The organism is Afipia sp. GW823-FHT06G09, from assembly GCF_058794875.1.
The window spans coordinates 60436-77133 of sequence record NZ_JBXAHF010000006.1 but is presented as its reverse complement, the minus strand read 5'-3'; the positions used below and the strand labels follow the sequence as shown (position 1 = coordinate 77133).

Below are 16698 nucleotides of genomic sequence, written 5' to 3'. Positions count from 1 at the left end.
AAGGTGCAAGCATCGGTTCGCCGCCTCAGCCGAAACCACAATCGTAGCGAACATATTTTGCATCACTGAGCCCTCCTGGGCGGCAAATCCGGGGCATTTGCCGGTGCCGGGGTCTTCTGAAGGTCCGCAATAAGCTGGTTCATTTCACCAATCTCCCGAACCTGAGCTTCGATGATTCCATCGGCCAATTTGCGAACCCGAGGGTCGCGAATGTGCGCCCGACTGCTCGTCATAATGGCGATGGAGTGATGAGGGATCATTGCTCTCATGTAATCGATATCTGAAACAGTCTCCTGGCTTCTGACCAGCCAAAGCGAAAGTGCAAAGACGACGCCGCTGGCGGCAAGGATCGCGAGGTTCACGCGCTTGTTGGAATACATCTGAAACATATAAGCCAACATGATTGTGGCCATGACTGCGCCCATCAGAAGCGCCATCCAAACTCTTGTTTGACTGTATCGCACATGCGCCAGAGCAAAATTGTTAAGGTACATCAGGCCGTACATGACGACCGTGGCCGTCGCGATCATCGCGGCAAATTTGACGTACATCCGCATTGGGCATCTCCTTACTAAAAAAGTACGCGCTGTTGTGCCCGATCACTTTGCTTGGCGAGGGCTCTGTCGATCGTTCTGAACCGGACCTGGCGGATGGCTTTCGGTGGAAGCGCCGTGGTCCGAATGACCTGATCCACCATGCTCGTGCCCCGCATCGTCCGATCCAGGAGATTTATGCACATGATTGTCCCCATCCTTCATCGGCATGTCGTCGTCCGGTGGCGCCTTTGCGACGAGTTCCTTGTATTGATCAGGCGTCAGCTCTGGCAGCTTCTGTAAGAATGCGACCATGCTCCAGATCGTCTCGTCATCGTGGCTGCCACCCCAAGCCGGCATGGCGCTCATCTTGATGCCGTGCTTGATGACCCAGAATGCGGCCCTCGGGTCAATCCTGGCTTGCGAGAGATCTGGCGGCTTCGGGTAGAGCCCGGGACGAATTTCCGAATCCTTGTTTCCGGGCGTGAGATGGCATCCCGTACACATTGCCGCGTACTGGCCGGCGCCTTTCAGGATCGTTTGCGAGTCATCGAGGTTAGGCACCGCGAGGGACGCTGCGCGCATGTCGATCGATCTGTTGCGCAGCGTTTGGATCAACGAAAACACGGGCTTGGTATGGGGGTCATCGGCACCGATGTTGTAGAGTCCAGAATAGACAAAAAGTCCCGTTGCCACAGCCAGAACGATAATTGTAGTGATAACTGTGATACTGTGGTGTTTGACCTGTTGCTTCATTGCTTATCTCTCTTGAGCAAGACATCGACCATATCCGGCCGAAGCTCGTCGTTGACTGCCGGGACGACGTGATGAACGCACTGAGTGTTGCCCGTGCCGTATTCGAATCCAAACTAACAATCGCTCGAGGGTTTGGGGCTGCACACTCTTTGTCTATTTTTGCATCTTGGTCACGACGCAATTTCCTGCATCCTGATCGAGCTCGAATTTTACTTTGTCGCCGACCGTGTCCGATTTGAGCATCGACGGATCGTTGACGCGGTAGACCCTCGTCATTGCTTAATCGGGGCCGGAAGACCGTCGCGGTTCTTCGTGACCGTGAAGATGCCGCCCTTGGCCATGCCGAAGGTGCGCATCGGCGCGGATGTGCGGTTCGATCAGTGGCTGACACGACGTTCACCGCCGCCACCTGTTGGTGGTGGCTCCCGCCAGCAATAGCGAAGGCATAAATAGAGCCCTCTCTGAATCGGTTGATCTCAGGTCACGCAGCCGAGGCCACGAGCTACTTCAAGCGATTTAGAGGGTGATCGGAGGGCGGCTAACGCGGTCCGGACCGCGGCCAGCGAGATGCTCGCAAAGGGCTGGAAGAACTAGCGATCCGGAAACGCGCTCGCTGCCGAAGTTAATTTGAACATTGGGAGCAGCGGCATGACAAAATAAACCGCAGCACGTACCCGAGTGGTGGTCGTGCTTTTTCTCATTGTGACTTGGAGCAACCGCGTCGGCGTGCTCGTCAGCTACAGTATTGACGTGAACGTCTGATCGGTCATGGACATCAAATGCATGTTCGGTCGAAACGCCGTGATCCTCTGTCAAACAATGGGCCGCAACTGTGCCGTCGGAAAAAGCAAGCGCAAGCGGGGGCGCGACTACGCAGAGCGTGTACACTAAGGCGAATGTCAACGCCGCGCGAAGCCGTATCCCTTTGGTTATCTTGCTCAGCATTCGCTCGGTTCGCGTTGGAATGGCCCGACATTAACACATAATTCTAACTTCGCAATTTGGGCCGAACAAGGGCGTCTGCGGCTTAGTAAGACGGAACCCAAACCATGTTGTGCGATGGCAACAATTCTCACTTGTCTCCAAAAGGCCGCCGGACCCCGGAGTGACCCGAGTCTCTTCCGCCTTTTGATGTTCCTCTGAGGCCAGGCGTGACCGCGACAGAAGTTCGGGGCGCCAACCGGTCGAGAATGGGGCATTCAGGTCTGTGATCGCCGCGGCATTTTTCAGCCAACTGACGGAGGGTATCCCGCATGGAGGCAAGCTCGGCAATCTTGTGTTCGATATCCTGAATACGCCGCAGTGCGATAGTTTTGACCTCCCGGCTGGGGCGCGAGCGGTCGCGGTAGAGAGCAATAAGTTCCTGCACCTCCGGAAGTGAGAACCCGAGGCCTCGGGCGCGGCCAATGAAGCGCAGGAAGTCGATGCTCTTCTTGTCATAAGCACGATAATTGTTGGCGCCTCGCGCAGACGGCTTTAGAAGACCGATCTCCTCGTAGTAACGGATGGTCTTGGGGGGCAGGCCAGAGAGAGTTGCGGCCTCTCCGATCGTCACCAGCTCCATGACAAAACTCCCTATTCCGCAGGCGCATCGGCGAGACGCGAAGAACTGCGCGGCAAAAAACTCGGGCCCGCGGTTGCCGGGCGCCAGCTTCGAAGCAGCAGCGCATTGCTCACAACGCTCACCGACGACAGCGCCATAACGGCACCCGCGATCATCGGGCTCAGAAGACCGAAGGCGGCCAGTGGCATACCGACCACATTATAAACGAAAGCCCAAAACAGACCTTGCCGGATCTTGCGATAGGTGGCGCGGCTCACTGCGATCGCGTCGGCTACAAGCCGAGGGTCGCCGCGCATCAACGTGATTCCGGCCGTCTGCATGGCCACGTCGGTGCCTGTGCCCATGGCAATTCCGACATCGGCGGCGGCAAGAGCCGGCGCGTCGTTGATACCGTCGCCGACCATGCCGACATGCCGGCCGGCGGCCTGGAGCCGCTCCACTTCGGCGGCTTTTTCTGCCGGGAGAACACCCGCCTTTACCTCGGTGATGCCGATCGCATGCGCAACGGCGGCTGCGGTACGCTCGTTGTCTCCAGTGAGCAGCACCGTCGCTATTCCGAGTTTCTGCAGGCGAGCGACCGCTTCGCGTGCCGTCTGTTTGATCGGGTCGGCGACGGCGATGAGCCCGATAAGCGTTGGCTCAGCGTCAACGCCTGCAACCCACATGACCGTGCGGCCAAGCGCTTCGAGTCGCTCCGCCACATCCGATTGCCCGCCGATTGAAACTCCATGTTTTGCCATCAGCCGCCGACTACCGATAGCAATCGGACGACCTCCGACCCGCGCGACGAGGCCCATGCCGGTGTGATTTCGGAAATCTTCCAGACGAGGGAGCTTCAGCCCTTCGGCCTCGGCCAATATGGCGCGGGCAAGAGGGTGTTCGCTTCCGGTCTGAGCCGCCGCCGCCGCTATCAGGAGGTCCTGTCTGGAGATGCCGTTGGCAACGATGTCGGTGACGGCAGGCCGCCCCTCCATCACGGTACCTGTCTTGTCGAAGATTACAGTGTCGAGCCGGCGCGCCTGTTCCAGCGCCTCGGCGTCTCGGATGAGGATGCCGGCGCGCGCCGCCGCGCCAGTCCCGACCATCAGTGCCGTGGGGGTCGCAAGTCCGAGCGAACAGGGGCAGGCAATCACCATGACGGAGACGGCGGCAAGGATCGCCGGCCCAAGATCGCCGGTCATAAACCACCAACCGAGAAAGGCAACGAGCGCAACGGCGAGCACCATCGGCACGAAGATCGCTGCGACCCGGTCGACGAGTCGCTGTATCGGCGCTTTTTTCAGCTGCGCGCCTTCGACGAGCGCGATAATGCGGGACAACGTGGAATCAGCGCCGACGGTGGTCGTTTCTATGCGGAGGAATCCGCTTCCGTTGATCGAGCCGCCCGTCACAGCATCTCCTGTCGTTTTCGCAACTGGAAGGCTTTCTCCAGTGATAAGACTTTCGTCGATCTCGCTCGTGCCGGTGAGGATCTTGCCATCGACGGGCAGGCGTTCTCCGGGGCGTACCACGATGAAATCCCCACGTGCGACCGCAGTGACCGGCAACTCAACCTCACTGCCGTCGCGCTCCACGCGGGCACGCTCCGGCCTAAGCGACATGAGGGCGCGGAGCGCGGTCGTGGTCGAGCGCTTTGCACGCGCTTCCAGCCATCTGCCCATCATGACGAGAGCGATTACCACGGCGGCCGCCTCGAAATCACGCGTGCAAATCCTCATCGATGCGGCCAGCGAGGTCGGCCCGGCGCTGTTCTTCAGTCTCCTCGTGATCACTGTTTCGTTTCTGCCGATCTTCACATTGGAATCGCAGGAAGGCCGAATGTTCGGTCCGCTCGCCTTCACCAAGACCTTTTCGATGGCCGCGGCTGCGTTGCTCTCCGTGACGCTGGTGCCGGCGCTCATGGTGATTTTTGTCCGTGGCCGGATCATTCCGGAGCACAAGAATCCGATCAACAGGTTCCTGATCTGGGTCTACCGGCCGGTCATCCGCGGCGTACTCAAGGCGAAGACCCTTACGATCGTTCTGGCATTGGCTGCCCTCGTGGTCAGCATTTGGCCGGCGCGTCAGCTCGGCTCCGAGTTCATGCCAAGCCTTAATGAAGGCACGCTGATGTACATGCCGACGACGCTGCCGGGCATCTCGGTGACGAAGGCAGCCGAACTTCTGCAAATGCAAGACCGCATCATAAAGTCGTTCCCGGAAGTGGAGTCCGTCTATGGCAAGGCCGGGCGCGCAGCGACGGCGACCGATCCGGCCCCTACGGAAATGTTCGAGACGATTATCAACCTCAAGTCGAAGGAGCAATGGCGATCCGGTGTCACCATCGATAGCCTCAAGGGTGAGATGGACAAAGCGTTGCAGTTCCCTGGTGTGTCGAATGCCTGGACCATGCCGATTCGTGCTCGTATCGACATGCTCGCGACCGGTATCCGCACGCCAGTCGGCGTCAAAGTCTTCGGCACCGACCTCGGCGAGATGGAGAAGATCGCGCGCCAGGTCGAAGCCGTTCTAAGAACCGTGCCCGGTACATCGAGCGCCTATGCTGAGCGCGTCATCGGCGGCTATTATCTTGATATCGTTCCGGACCGTGAGGCGCTCGGCCGCTATGGCCTCGCCATTGGCGATGTCCAGGATGTCATTGCAACGGCGCTTGGCGGGCAGACCGTCACCACGACAGTCGAAGGACGCGAACGGTACGGCGTGACGATCCGCTACCCACGCGACTTGCGATCGAACCCGCAGGCGATCGCAACGGACGTCGAGGTGCCGCTCCCTGGCGGCGGCGCCGTACCATTAGGCGAGATCGCCAAGGTGCAGCTTACCCGCGGCGCGACATCGATCCGCACGGAGAATGGTCAGCTCACAACCTATATCTATGTCGACATCAACGGACGCGACCTCGGCGGTTATGTCGCCGACGCTCAAAAGGCTGTTGCCGCGACGATCAAGCTGCCATCCGGTTACTCCATCGGCTGGAGCGGGCAGTTCGAGTATCTGCAACGAGCAGAGGCGCGAATGAAGATCGTCGTGCCGGTGACGCTACTCATCATTTTCCTCCTGCTTTTCCTGAACTTCCGCAAGCTCACGGAGACGCTCATCGTGATGCCTTCCTTGCCCTTCGCCCTTGTCGGCGGCGTGTGGCTGATGTGGTGGCTTGGCTTCAACATGTCGGTTGCGGTTGCGGTCGGCTTTATTGCGCTCGCCGGCGTCGCCGCGGAGACCGGCGTCGTCATGCTAATCTATCTCGAGCAGGCGATGGCGGAAGTGAAGGATAACCGTGTACGAGAAGGCCGGCCGTTTACCCGGGCCGACCTGCACCAGGCCATCATGCTCGGAGCTGTGGAGCGTGTGCGGCCGAAGATGATGACGGTTGTTGCCATCATGGCGGGCCTCGTGCCGATCCTCTGGAGCACCGGCACCGGCTCGGAGGTCATGCAGCGTATCGCCGTTCCGATGATTGGCGGAATGATGTCGTCGACCGTGCTCACCTTGGTGGTGATTCCGGCCATTTACGGACTGATCAAGGGGTGGCGACTGCTGGCCAAGCTGGTCTTAGGCTTGGATGAGGAAATCGACCCTGAGCCTCTTCGGGAGGCTGCCGAGTGAGTGGAGAATATGATGATGCAGGACATGATGGGCGGCGGGATGATGTGGGGCACGGGTCTTTTCGGTGTTGTCGCCCTCGTCGTGTTGGTGCTCATCGCCGCAGCCCTCGTAAAATACTTGTTCTTCAGATGAAAGACCTCACCGGCTCATTGTGCTGACCTTGCCGTTTCGGTGTTCCAGGCTATCAGCTGGACTTGTTTTCGGCGCAGTTTGGTGCGATTTTAAAGGCGTCATGAAACGTTGGTCGGCACGACAGCTTGTAGCACTCTTTCTCACGGTGTTCGTCACTGTGGGCATGAGCCTGTCTGTCGTCCAGGCTAGCGATATGGCGTTAAGCATGTCCATTGGGGCCGGCACCGGCGCCGTCGGGCATGACAGTTGCCATGGATGTCCTCAGGGTGGCAGCGATGATGGCATGAAAGCCATGGGCTGTGCGGCTATCTGCGTTTCGCCAATTTTCGCGAACCTTGATTACAGCGGCTTGGCGATCCTCATTCGCAAGCCTGCGCCACTCCTTACCGTGCGATATGCGGCGCTCGATGGCAGGCCATCAGCTCCCGATCCCTATCCTCCAAGACCCACCAACATCGGCTGACGTCACGGCTATCGCTCTAAGCGACTAAGCCGTGCGGACGAAACGCGTACACGTGCCGTGAAAGGCGCGTGCGGTCAGTAGGTTCCTCGCAACCGAACGCTGGCGTTTCATCAATCACGATGAGCGGTAAGGGTCGAACGTGAACGTTGCATTATATTCTGCTGTATCGCGCCGAAGCTTGCTTGTGGCGGGCGCTGGCTTCGCCCTGATGCCATCCCTCCTGTCTGGTTCGGCCAGGGCTACGGCCACTGCTGGCATCAAGCTTCGGGCTGCGCCGGGGCGAATAACTCTCGGTGGCGACCAAACACCAACGACTGATGTCTGGGCTTATAACACGACCGTGCCAGGCCCCGCACTGCGGCTTCGCCAGGGCGAGCCGGCCCGCATCATCGTCGAGAACAGACTCAATGAAGACACGACGCTCCATTGCCATGGAATTCGGTTGCCGAACGCCATGGATGGCGTGCCTGGAATAACACAGCCGCCGATCAAGCCCGGCGAAAGCTTCACCTACGAATTCACGCCTCCTGACGCCGGCACGTTTTGGTACCACCCGCACGCCGATAGCTTGCGGCAGCTTGGGCGCGGACTTGCGGGCGCCCTCATCATCGAGGAGCGCGAGCCTGTCGCGGTCGATCGCGACGTGCTCTGGGTGCTAACGGATTGGCGACTCACTTCTGACGCCCAGATCACGTCCGGCTTCGGTAACGCCATGGACGCGGGAATGGCCGGCCGCATTGGCAACACGGTTACCTTGAACGGCGCCATTTCCACCGACGAGCGGGTCCGCGCAGGCGAGCGTGCGCGCTTGCGTCTGGTCAATGCGTCGCTCGCGCGCATCATGGCGCTGCGGTTCGAGGGACATCGCCCGCTGGTGGTCGCAATCGACGGCCAACCCTGCGACCCACACGACCCTGAAGGCGGCCGAGTTTTGCTTGGTCCGGCCATGCGGGTCGATGTCGTTCTCGATATGCAAGGTGAGCCGGGCCATCAGTATCGGGTCATCGACGATTTCTACGAGCGCCGCTCCTATTGGCTCACCCAACTCGCGTACGAGCAAAAGCCGCCCATCCGTACAAGTCCTCTCGATGCGCCGCGGCCACTGCCCGCCAATCCGCTGCCGCGTCCAGACCTCGCGAGCGCCGAGCGTCACGAACTCAGACTGCAGGGCGGCATGATGAGCGGCGCCATGATGGGTGGTGGTATGATGGGTGGCATGGGCATGTCCGGCATGAGCCACCGTGCGGTCTGGGCCATCAATGGCCAATCAATGACCGGCGACGGTCACGCCGGCATGCCGCCGCTTCTGACGCTTAGGCGAGGGCAAAGCATTGTGCTCGCGATCGTCAACGAAACTGCTTGGTGGCATCCGATGCATCTGCATGGACACAGCTTCCGCATACTCAAGCGCAACGGATCGTCCGTTCCCCACAACCTGTGGGGCGACACGGTGCTGGTGCCGCCGAAGCAGACAGTCGAGATCGCATTCGTCGCCGACAATCCGGGCGACTGGATGCTCCACTGCCACATCACCGACCATCAAGTCTCAGGACTGATGGCCGTCATTCGCATCGCTTGAGCGGGGATCAGATGAAGATAGCCTCACATTCAATTGGATTTGCCGGCGCTGTGGTTTTCGTCTCGGCCGCGCTTAACGCAGCGCATGCGGATGGCGACTCTCGGCGCGGCGCCAAAATTTATGGTACTTGCGCCGCCTGCCATTCGCTTGAACCCAATTTGAATCTGACCGGGCCGAGCCTTTCCGGTCTATGGGGCAAGAAGGCAGCTTCGGTACCAGACTTCCCAAGGTATTCCAGCGCGCTCAAGGCAAAGGATTTTGTCTGGGACCAGAACACGCTCTACGCCTGGCTCGCCGATCCGAACGCATTCGTTCCCGGCACCTACATGACGTTTCGTGGCATCCGCGATGACAAGGCGCGCGGCGATCTCATCGCGTTTTTAAAGATCGCCTTGGCGCCGGATGGGGCCAAGGCGGTCATCGCACAGGGGTTGATCCCCGCCGAAGAAGCTCGGGGTCAGGCGCCGGAGCCGCTCAAAACGGCCGGACCCGATGAGCGGGTTACGGCAATACGGCACTGCAAGAACACGTTCTTCGTGACGACCGCGGACGGCAAAGAACGTCCGTTCTGGGAGTTGAACCTGCGGCTCAAAGTGGATTCCAGCGCGACCGGCCCGTCGGCCAGCAAGCCGGTCCTCCTGCCGGCCGGCATGCAGGGCGATCGCGCCTCGCTCGTGTTCACCAATGTCGCCGAAATCGGGACCACGATTAAGGAAGAATGTCCGAAACAATAGATCAGAGCGACTTCAGCGCCACCTGAAACGTGCTGCAAAAACAGGAAAGGACGAAATGAAAATGTTCTCTGCGCGACGATCCTTGATTCATCGCCGTTCGCTCATCATGACCGCCGTAACCTTGATAGGTTCATTTTCGCTCGGCGGCCGCAGTCAAGGTGCCGAACAAAACGAACGGCGGGCTGCTAGAGCGTCTTCCGAAGAAAAAGTTATTCGGACCTTGAATCTCAAGACGATTGGCCCGGCGCGCCAAGTGCAATCAATCCGGCAGCTTGGCCATAGTTACCTACTGACGATGGTTTCCGGCGCGACAGTCTCCTATCCGGAATTCAATCTGCACTTCAAAACGGATTCCGGTGATCTCGGACCGAGTGCGGGTCGACCCGTATTGCTATCTGCGGGCATGCGAAATGACCGCGCATACATCGTGTTTCCAAATTCGCGTGAAATCGAAGCGTTTATTGCCGAGAACGCTCAACATCCAACGGCTATTTAAGGAGCAAAAAATGCAGACCGGAAACATCAAATCAAGTGCGACCGTCTCGGTCGTTTTGGCTTCGATTCTAGGGTTCATGGCGATCATCGCGCCGGCAAATGCCGAAGAAAAGCTATCGGCCGTTCTATACCGAAATCCGAACTGTGATTGTTGCCTGGAGTACGCCAAGTATCTGCGCAGCAATGGCTTCGACGTGAAAGTGGACGCGAAGCAGGATCTTGCATCGATTAGAAAGCAAATGGGCGTTCCCGAAAAGTTGGAGGGTTGCCACGTCATGGTCATCAACGGATATGCCGTCGAAGGCCACGTGCCTGTTGATGTGGTGAAGAGGCTCCTCGCCGAGCATCCTCATATTCGCGGCATATCTCTTCCAGGCATGCCGACCGGAACACCAGGGATGATGGGCCCAAAAACAGGACCTTTCACAATCTATGAGATTGGAAGCACCCCGACCAAAGTCTTTGCCGTCGAGTAGGGCGGGAAGAGCGTGGTCCTCAACATTAGAGAAATCGATCTGGCGCACGAACTGGCGGTGCATGCTCCAACAGCTCTGCGCCTGTTCGTCATTATTATCCTGGCGGCCGGGTTCGCTTTCATCCTTCGGCGTCTCCTGAGGAGAGTCCATCAATGAGAGCTCTTATTAGCGAACCGAGTGGGTCGGCAAGCAGCTTCGCGCCGGAGGATGGCCCTTCACAAGCGCGCCGGCTCGTCGTCCTGTTTCCTCTATTGGTCTTCGTGGGACTTGCGATCGCACTGGCATGGGGAATGACTCGCGATCCCAGCAGGGTGCCTTCGGCGCTGATTGGGAAACCTGTGCCGCAGTTCAGTCTGCCGCCGGTTAAAGGTCGCACGCTTGGGCTGTCGAGCGCCGACCTCCACGGCGAGGTCTCGCTCGTCAATGTTTTTGCTTCGTGGTGCCTCGCGTGCCGCGATGAGCATCCGGTGCTGATGCAGATGATGGCCAACAACAGCGTGCCTATCCACGGCCTTAACTACAAAGACCAGCCTGATAACGCGGCGCGCTGGCTCAACACGATGGCGAAGCTTCGCGCGGAACAGGAAAAAATCGTGCGTGAACTCGAAGCCGAGAATGTGCAAGTGCAATCAATCAAACCGCAGCGGCTTACGTAGTCTGAGCGGATGCGCGATGTTTCGGGCAAGCTACGAAAAAGGCATTCAGCGACGTTGACGCGCAGAGTGCTGCGGCAAGGTTGAACTGTTTTGGAGCTGAAATTCGAGGTCGAACGGTATGCAGTTCAGGCCGAAGGCATGCGAGCCCGAACACAGAAGGGGCAATGATCGTAGACGCACGGTTTCACAGGATGACAGCCTTCAGGGGATCAGCTTTCGTGCGCGCATGTTTTCGAGATGCGCGATCAGCACCTCGTCCGAGCGGCGAGTCATGCCGGAGAATCCAGCTTGGCGGGCTTTGGTGACGTCGAAGATCGCGTCGATCTCGACGTGAAAGATGAAGTCGCCGAAGCTGCCCTTTGCAACTCGATCGGCGTCGGCTTCAGTCAGTCCCTCGCGTCGGGCGAGTCTCTCCCAGACCAGCCGCATTGCGTGCAGCCGCTGATCGAGCGAGATCGGCTGAGGCTCGCCCACGTCGAGTCCGAACCAAGCCGCGAGCTTCGGCCAGACATGCTACCAGCGAACTACCCCAACGCGTGCAAGCGTTCATCGATTACCTCGCCGCATCCTTTGAGGAACGGAAAAGTCCTTAATCGCTAATGTGCGCGCAGCCTAATTCTGTGGATCGTATTGCAGTTCTCTCAAGAGAACGCTGCTTGGTGCCACCACGCAGAGGCGAGGAATATGCTCTGCTGTAAAGTGATCGTTATCTCTATTTGAATGAATTGTATCCAGGGGTCGACGCTCGGTTCGGCATTGCTGCTCAACGGTCGGCGGAGTTAGCCCAGTGCGTGGTCGAGATCGGCAATGAGATCGTCTGCATCCTCCAAGCCGACGGAGAAGCGGAAGACGCCTTCACCCGCCCATGCGCGGTAGGCCGCGGCATCCCGGCCTTCAAGATGGAAGGAGGAACGCAGAATGTCGTCGGTCGGAATGTAGAAGATGAGGCTTTTCGTCTTACCCAGCGAGACGGCATAGGCAATCACCTTGAGACGCTCAGCCAGTCGCCGGGCTTGGTCCCGACCATTGTCCTTGATCGTGAATGACAGCAGGCCGGAGAAATTCCTCATGAGATCGTCCGACTTGCTTTGTCATACGGGGCTTTCCTCGCTTATGGGCTGCGCCTGCTGCATCTCGGTCACGGGGAGTGCAGGTGGGCCGCCAGGTAATCGATAAAAGCGGTGACCCGCCGGGCGGGGCGGCTTCCGGCCGGACGCACCGCGTAAAGATTGATCTCGCTCAGCGCGAACGCTGCCAACGCAGTCGCAATTTGTCGGCAAGATCCACCCCCTGCATGCAAGCGGTAGATATCAACACGCTCCTCAAGGCTGAGCTGGCCATAACATTGTCCCATCGCAACAACACCCTAGCAGTGTTGCACTTGTGACGTGAACCCAAGTGCCCCTTCACGATTTCGGCAGGCATGACGCCAATATAGACCGTCAATCCATCGGCCGTCTTGAACGCTGAAATCTCGGCCGCAACGGCGAAGGGATTCCACGGAAGGGCAACCAGGACCAGCGTTGCAAAGGCTACGGCGAAAGTTTCCCTCGATAGGCTGAGATACGCATCGCGCTCCACTCCCACTTGGATGTCCCGCCGGGTTCTGGGAGTCAGCTACGCTACGCGCCGTTGCTGCCATAAACACGATCGAACAATTGCTCCAACGCATTGTCCCGCGTCACGCGGGCATTGGTTAGGGTTTGGCGTACCGCATCGAAGACAGACGCCTCGGCTTTTTTGAGAGAAGCGTCGTCGGGCACGACATGCCGGTCATTCCTGATCGTCGATGCGAGGGAGGCAACGACAGGCATCGCCGGGTTGAAAGACGAACCGAACATCTGGCGGGTCACCCGCATCGGGTGCATCCACTCCATGAACGTGGCCGCGTACGGATTTGTTGCGGACTGGATCCACTTCGAAAGCGTGGCGGTGTAAACGCCGTCCAGTTGTTCCGAGAGCTTGCGGACGCGCTCGAAGGCCGGTCGGTCAACCGGGGATCGGATGTCTTCCACTTTTCTTTCTTCGAACCGGACCTTGTATGCGCCCTTCCGGCACTCGGGATCGTCGGTGGGGTTGTCGATCTTCATCTCGTAAAGACCCGGCGGCAGCGCGGTGACGTCGGGCAGGCTGTCGAGGATGGCCCGATGTTCCAATTTCGCAACCGAAGCAGAGACAAAAATTCCGAGATGCCCGACGTGTGGATTAAGCAGATAAACGATCCGCTGACCCGCCCGTTTCAGATCTTCAGTGCCCTTGTAGACAACGGGAATCCAGCCCATCGCTTGATGGGGCGGCGTGATGTTGTCCCCGTAAGAAGCAAAGATGACAATCGGATTGTGAATACGGTGGAGATCGGCAAAGCACCCGTGGCAGATGCGAAGAGTGCCCTGTTCCAGCCGGTTGCCGACGAACAGATTTCCAATAATGGCAAGGATCTCCTCGCGGCTCAGGAAATAGAAACTGCCCCACCAGCGCTCGAACGCAAGAAAGCGCTCGCGCTCGCTATCGACATGCGAGAACAGGTTAGCGTATTTCTCCCACACCGCCTCCGGCCTTAGCCCTTCGAAATTCTGTATGAGCCAGGCGCCGTCGAACCGACCATTTCCGAGATCGGCTATGAGGTGCGCAGGCCAAGCTCCACCGAACAGGCCGCCGGAGATGCGCATCGGATTCACGCCGGACTCGCCCGCCCAATAGGACAATGGCGATCCATTCAACACAATCGGGCCGGCAAGACCTTCGCAATCGGCGGCGAGCAAGGTGACGACCCATCCCCCTTGGCAATTTCCGTAAAGGATCGGCGGTGATCCGGAATGGCGGCCTGCGACTTCCTCGACAAACCGGCGCAGTGCATGGAGCACGTCGGCGATTGTCTGGCCTGGGCAAGGTTCCGGAAAGAAGGAGACGAAATAGACTGGATATCCCTCGTGCAAGGCAATGCCGATTTCCGACTCGCGCTTAAAGCCGCCGATCCCCGGGCCTTGGCCGGCTCGCGGATCGACAATGATGACCGGAGGCATGGAAGGGTCGAGACAATTCTCGATGCAGTCGTTGCCAAGGCGGGTGATACGAAGTAGCGCATAGTTTGCTGGCTTTTCGAACCTGCGAGCATCGAGAATGAGCTCGTAGTCGAAGTCAAGGAGCGGCGGCTTGCCGGCACGATCGTGGGCCAACAAATCGTCGGCACGTTGGCGCAGTGTGTCCATGAAAAGGATCCAGCGCTCCCAGACGTCTCGCTGATAGTCCAAGACACCCGACAGGGGCCAAATCGCCGAAGCGGCGGCTGCCCGACTGGTGGTTGGCGCCGTGACGTTATTTTCAGGCTTCGTGCTTAGATCCGATCGCGGTGTGTATGCCGGCAGCAGGGGGGACGCCGCTGATTCGCGGCGGTTCTTATCCGCCCTGGCAAGTTCCATTACGTCAGGCATTGCCATATCCCTTCTGTCCGGGACCGCCGAATAGGCGCGAGAGGTGCGGAATGAAGCCCGGTACATCCGCCATGTATCGGCGATAATCGTCACCGAAGGATGCGAGCGCTTCGCGCTCCTCGTTCCACGCCAGCTTGGCGTACATCACGACGAGCACCGGAAACATCGCGAGTGTCAGAAGCGTGGGCCACTGCAAAAGAAAGCCGAACATCACGAGAATGAAGCCAACATATTGCGGATGGCGCACGTAGCTGTAAGGCCCTGAGGTCGCCAGTTTGCGATCCTGCTGCGCATCGTAAAGAATCTTCCAGGCTGCGGAGATCAGGAGGAACCCGGCGGTGATGAAAGCGAAGCTCAGAATATGGAAGGGGCCGAAATGGGGATTGGTTTTCCAACCGAACATCATTTCCAGGAGATGGCCGGCATCATGGGAGAACCAGTCGACGTTCGGATAGTGGCTTTGTAGCCAACCGGACAGGAAGTAGATGGTAAGCGGAAACCCGTACATCTCCGCAAACAGCGCGACGAGAAAAGCACTGAATGCGCTGAACGATCGCCAGTCTCGTGTGGTTTGAGGCTTGAAGAAGCTGTAGGCGAATAGAATAAAGACGAGCGAATTAATGAGGACCAGGCTCCACAAGCCATAGGCTGGTGAGTCGTTCATGGCGTTTTCCTTTCATTGCTTTGCTGACCATGCCCTCCGTGACCGCCATGCCCGTGATGCATAAAGAAATGCATGAGGGGACAGGCGAGGAGCGGCAGCCAGATGAGTAGGCCAAGGACATGCGCCCGATGTTCGGTAAACAAAAGCGCACCGGCGATCACAGCGAAACCAATGAATACAAGCCCTGCGCGGGAGGTCAGAAAACTACCTTGTGGTGAATCGCCTTCCATATGCGAATGATCATGCATCGACATCGATATCTCCCATTCGGCGAAGCGGACGTCTGCGGAACCTGCCGCAGCGCTCATTAATTTCCTTTACGCGGGCCTTGCATCTGTCCCGGCTGCATCTGCGCAGGCATCATCGTCATCCTTCCCATCCCCATGTGCGGGGCGAGGAGATCGTTGGCGGTCGTCTTTTGATCATCGGACAGTGTTTCATCCAGTTTGGTGAAGGTAAACTTTATTGTCCGCGTGCCTTCCAGTCGGGCGAGAAGCCATTTCTCCTGGCGGTCCAAACGGCCTGCTATTGTCGAAGCCTGCTGCTCCGCATCGCCCGACTTGGACATCATCGATGCACGAACCTCACCGAGCTTCTTCGCATTTTCGCGCAGCGCGTCCGCAAAAGCACTCCAGGCATCCGCTTGAGCGTCGGTAATCTTCAGTTCAGTGCGCAGAAAAGCGATGCGCCCCTCAACACGATCGATGGTCGCCATGCCGTCTTGGCCGGATCCCATCGTTTGCATCATTCCCATGGTGTTCATCATGGACATGTTGCTCGTCATATTTTTCATGTCCTTCATCATGCCCATCATCGGCATACTGCCCATGCCGCCTTGTGCCCCGTTCATGTCCGGCTGGCTGGCCGCCGTCGCTGGCGTTGCTGGGACGGAGGCCGGTGCTGCACTCTCCGTTGGGTGATGTGCATCATGGTCGGCAGGGGTCTGCGCCCGGACTGGAACCGTAAGTGCCGCAACTGCAAATGCGGTCGCCATCGTCATACGTTTCATAGCCTATCTCCTGTCATAGCCTATCTCCTGTTTCGAACGATGAGTCCGAGTTTTCTCGACCGCGAGATATCCAAGGTCACTGAAGATGACAAATCCGAGTTGACCCAGATCAAGCCAGCATACTCGACCGTCGATACCAAGCCGGGCTGGCGACGTTCGCATGGCAATTCAATGTCGGCGCCTCATCTCGTGCGCTGGGAATCCCATCCACCGTGCGGACGCGCATAGCGCGTTCCCACAGAAGAATTCATGTCCCCGTCTGTCCACGGGGGGAGCGAACACGGGCTCAGTTAGAGTTGGAATGCGGCACGACGGTCTGCGGGCCGCCGCGGTAACGATGCGACATCATCGGTACCAACGCGAAGGCATCGCTCGCGCTTGTCATCGGCCTGGATGCGTGGGGAATCCCTGTTTTGGGTCCGCCCTGGTAAACATGTTGATCGATGCGAGGTGGATCCTGCGCAAGGGCAGGCGCTGTCAGGAGCGGGGCAGCGAGTGCTACCGCGAAGATTAGTTTCATGGTCATGATCTTTCTCCGGCGTTTGATCGAAAGCACTTGATCTGCGCTCTCATTCATAGGTTCGGAGCCGGGCGACGGCC

18 protein-coding genes and 2 pseudogenes are annotated in these 16698 nt (G+C 58.6%); 7 read left to right on the top strand and 13 right to left on the bottom strand.

The features are described 5' to 3' along the window. Positions 1 to 62: 62 nt before the first annotated feature. The 5 genes from AC1Q67_RS23295 to AC1Q67_RS23275 form a co-directional block, all read right to left on the bottom strand. The gene (locus AC1Q67_RS23295) at positions 63 to 557 is read right to left on the bottom strand and encodes a DUF305 domain-containing protein (protein WP_492237567.1); all 495 of its coding nucleotides are present in this window, start codon (positions 555 to 557) and stop codon (positions 63 to 65) included. Positions 558 to 599: 42 nt separating this feature from the next. Continuing rightward, positions 600 to 1289 (bottom strand): c-type cytochrome, encoded by a 690-nt coding sequence (locus tag AC1Q67_RS23290; RefSeq protein ID WP_492237566.1) that lies wholly within the window; start codon positions 1287 to 1289, stop codon positions 600 to 602. Between the two features lie 153 nt (positions 1290 to 1442). Further along, positions 1443 to 1565, bottom strand: a complete 123-nt coding sequence (locus tag AC1Q67_RS23285) for a copper-binding protein (protein ID WP_492237565.1) — start codon at positions 1563 to 1565, stop codon at positions 1443 to 1445. A gap of 796 nt (positions 1566 to 2361) precedes the next feature. Then, positions 2362 to 2853, bottom strand: coding sequence for a Cu(I)-responsive transcriptional regulator (gene cueR / locus AC1Q67_RS23280; RefSeq protein WP_492237564.1), 492 nt, complete (start codon positions 2851 to 2853; stop codon positions 2362 to 2364). Between the two features lie 11 nt (positions 2854 to 2864). Beyond that, on the bottom strand, positions 2865 to 4535 hold the full coding sequence (locus AC1Q67_RS23275; protein WP_492238171.1) for a copper-translocating P-type ATPase: 1671 nt from the start codon (positions 4533 to 4535) through the stop codon (positions 2865 to 2867). A 1-nt stretch (position 4536) separates the two neighbouring features. Between AC1Q67_RS23275 and AC1Q67_RS23270 the strand changes: the two are divergent. The 7 genes and pseudogenes from AC1Q67_RS23270 to AC1Q67_RS23240 form a co-directional block, all read left to right on the top strand. Next, positions 4537 to 6459, top strand: a pseudogene (locus tag AC1Q67_RS23270) (efflux RND transporter permease subunit); the annotation flags it as partial. A 232-nt stretch (positions 6460 to 6691) separates the two neighbouring features. Beyond that, on the top strand, positions 6692 to 7054 hold the full coding sequence (locus AC1Q67_RS23265) for a hypothetical protein (RefSeq protein WP_492237562.1): 363 nt from the start codon (positions 6692 to 6694) through the stop codon (positions 7052 to 7054). Positions 7055 to 7262: 208 nt separating this feature from the next. Then, positions 7263 to 8633: a multicopper oxidase family protein gene (locus AC1Q67_RS23260; protein ID WP_492237685.1), complete on the top strand. Its 1371-nt coding sequence runs from the start codon at positions 7263 to 7265 to the stop codon at positions 8631 to 8633. 158 nt (positions 8634 to 8791) lie between these two features. Then, the gene (locus AC1Q67_RS23255; protein ID WP_492237561.1) at positions 8792 to 9367 is read left to right on the top strand and encodes a c-type cytochrome; all 576 of its coding nucleotides are present in this window, start codon (positions 8792 to 8794) and stop codon (positions 9365 to 9367) included. Positions 9368 to 9422: 55 nt separating this feature from the next. Continuing rightward, the gene (locus AC1Q67_RS23250) at positions 9423 to 9863 is read left to right on the top strand and encodes a hypothetical protein (protein WP_492237560.1); all 441 of its coding nucleotides are present in this window, start codon (positions 9423 to 9425) and stop codon (positions 9861 to 9863) included. Between the two features lie 10 nt (positions 9864 to 9873). After that, a complete protein-coding gene (locus AC1Q67_RS23245) occupies positions 9874 to 10338 on the top strand; it encodes a DUF411 domain-containing protein (RefSeq protein ID WP_492237559.1) in 465 nt (154 codons plus the stop codon). Between the two features lie 152 nt (positions 10339 to 10490). Further along, a complete protein-coding gene (locus AC1Q67_RS23240; protein ID WP_492237558.1) occupies positions 10491 to 10994 on the top strand; it encodes a redoxin domain-containing protein in 504 nt (167 codons plus the stop codon). Positions 10995 to 11195: 201 nt separating this feature from the next. Here AC1Q67_RS23240 and AC1Q67_RS23235 read toward each other — a convergent pair whose 3' ends face one another. From AC1Q67_RS23235 to AC1Q67_RS23200, 8 genes and pseudogenes are all read right to left on the bottom strand, one after another. Further along, complete coding sequence (locus AC1Q67_RS23235; protein WP_492237557.1) at positions 11196 to 11468, bottom strand: hypothetical protein; 273 nt, start codon at positions 11466 to 11468, stop codon at positions 11196 to 11198. 305 nt (positions 11469 to 11773) lie between these two features. Then, on the bottom strand, positions 11774 to 12064 hold the full coding sequence (locus tag AC1Q67_RS23230) for a PLP-dependent transferase (RefSeq protein WP_492237556.1): 291 nt from the start codon (positions 12062 to 12064) through the stop codon (positions 11774 to 11776). A gap of 185 nt (positions 12065 to 12249) precedes the next feature. Beyond that, a pseudogene (locus AC1Q67_RS23225) lies at positions 12250 to 12348 on the bottom strand (helix-turn-helix domain-containing protein); the annotation flags it as partial. Between the two features lie 268 nt (positions 12349 to 12616). Further along, a complete protein-coding gene (locus tag AC1Q67_RS23220; RefSeq protein WP_492237555.1) occupies positions 12617 to 14425 on the bottom strand; it encodes a DUF3141 domain-containing protein in 1809 nt (602 codons plus the stop codon). Then, entirely contained in the window at positions 14418 to 15089 is a 672-nt protein-coding gene (locus AC1Q67_RS23215; protein WP_492237554.1) for a methyltransferase family protein, read from the bottom strand. Before AC1Q67_RS23215 ends, AC1Q67_RS23220 begins: the two co-directional genes overlap by 8 nt. Further along, positions 15086 to 15397, bottom strand: coding sequence for a DUF2933 domain-containing protein (locus tag AC1Q67_RS23210; RefSeq protein ID WP_492237553.1), 312 nt, complete (start codon positions 15395 to 15397; stop codon positions 15086 to 15088). The genes AC1Q67_RS23215 and AC1Q67_RS23210 overlap by 4 nt, the downstream gene beginning before the upstream one ends. Beyond that, complete coding sequence (locus AC1Q67_RS23205; RefSeq protein ID WP_492237552.1) at positions 15397 to 16098, bottom strand: Spy/CpxP family protein refolding chaperone; 702 nt, start codon at positions 16096 to 16098, stop codon at positions 15397 to 15399. The genes AC1Q67_RS23210 and AC1Q67_RS23205 overlap by 1 nt, the downstream gene beginning before the upstream one ends. A 286-nt stretch (positions 16099 to 16384) precedes the next feature. After that, the gene (locus tag AC1Q67_RS23200) at positions 16385 to 16624 is read right to left on the bottom strand and encodes a hypothetical protein (protein ID WP_492237551.1); all 240 of its coding nucleotides are present in this window, start codon (positions 16622 to 16624) and stop codon (positions 16385 to 16387) included. Positions 16625 to 16698: the final 74 nt, after the last annotated feature.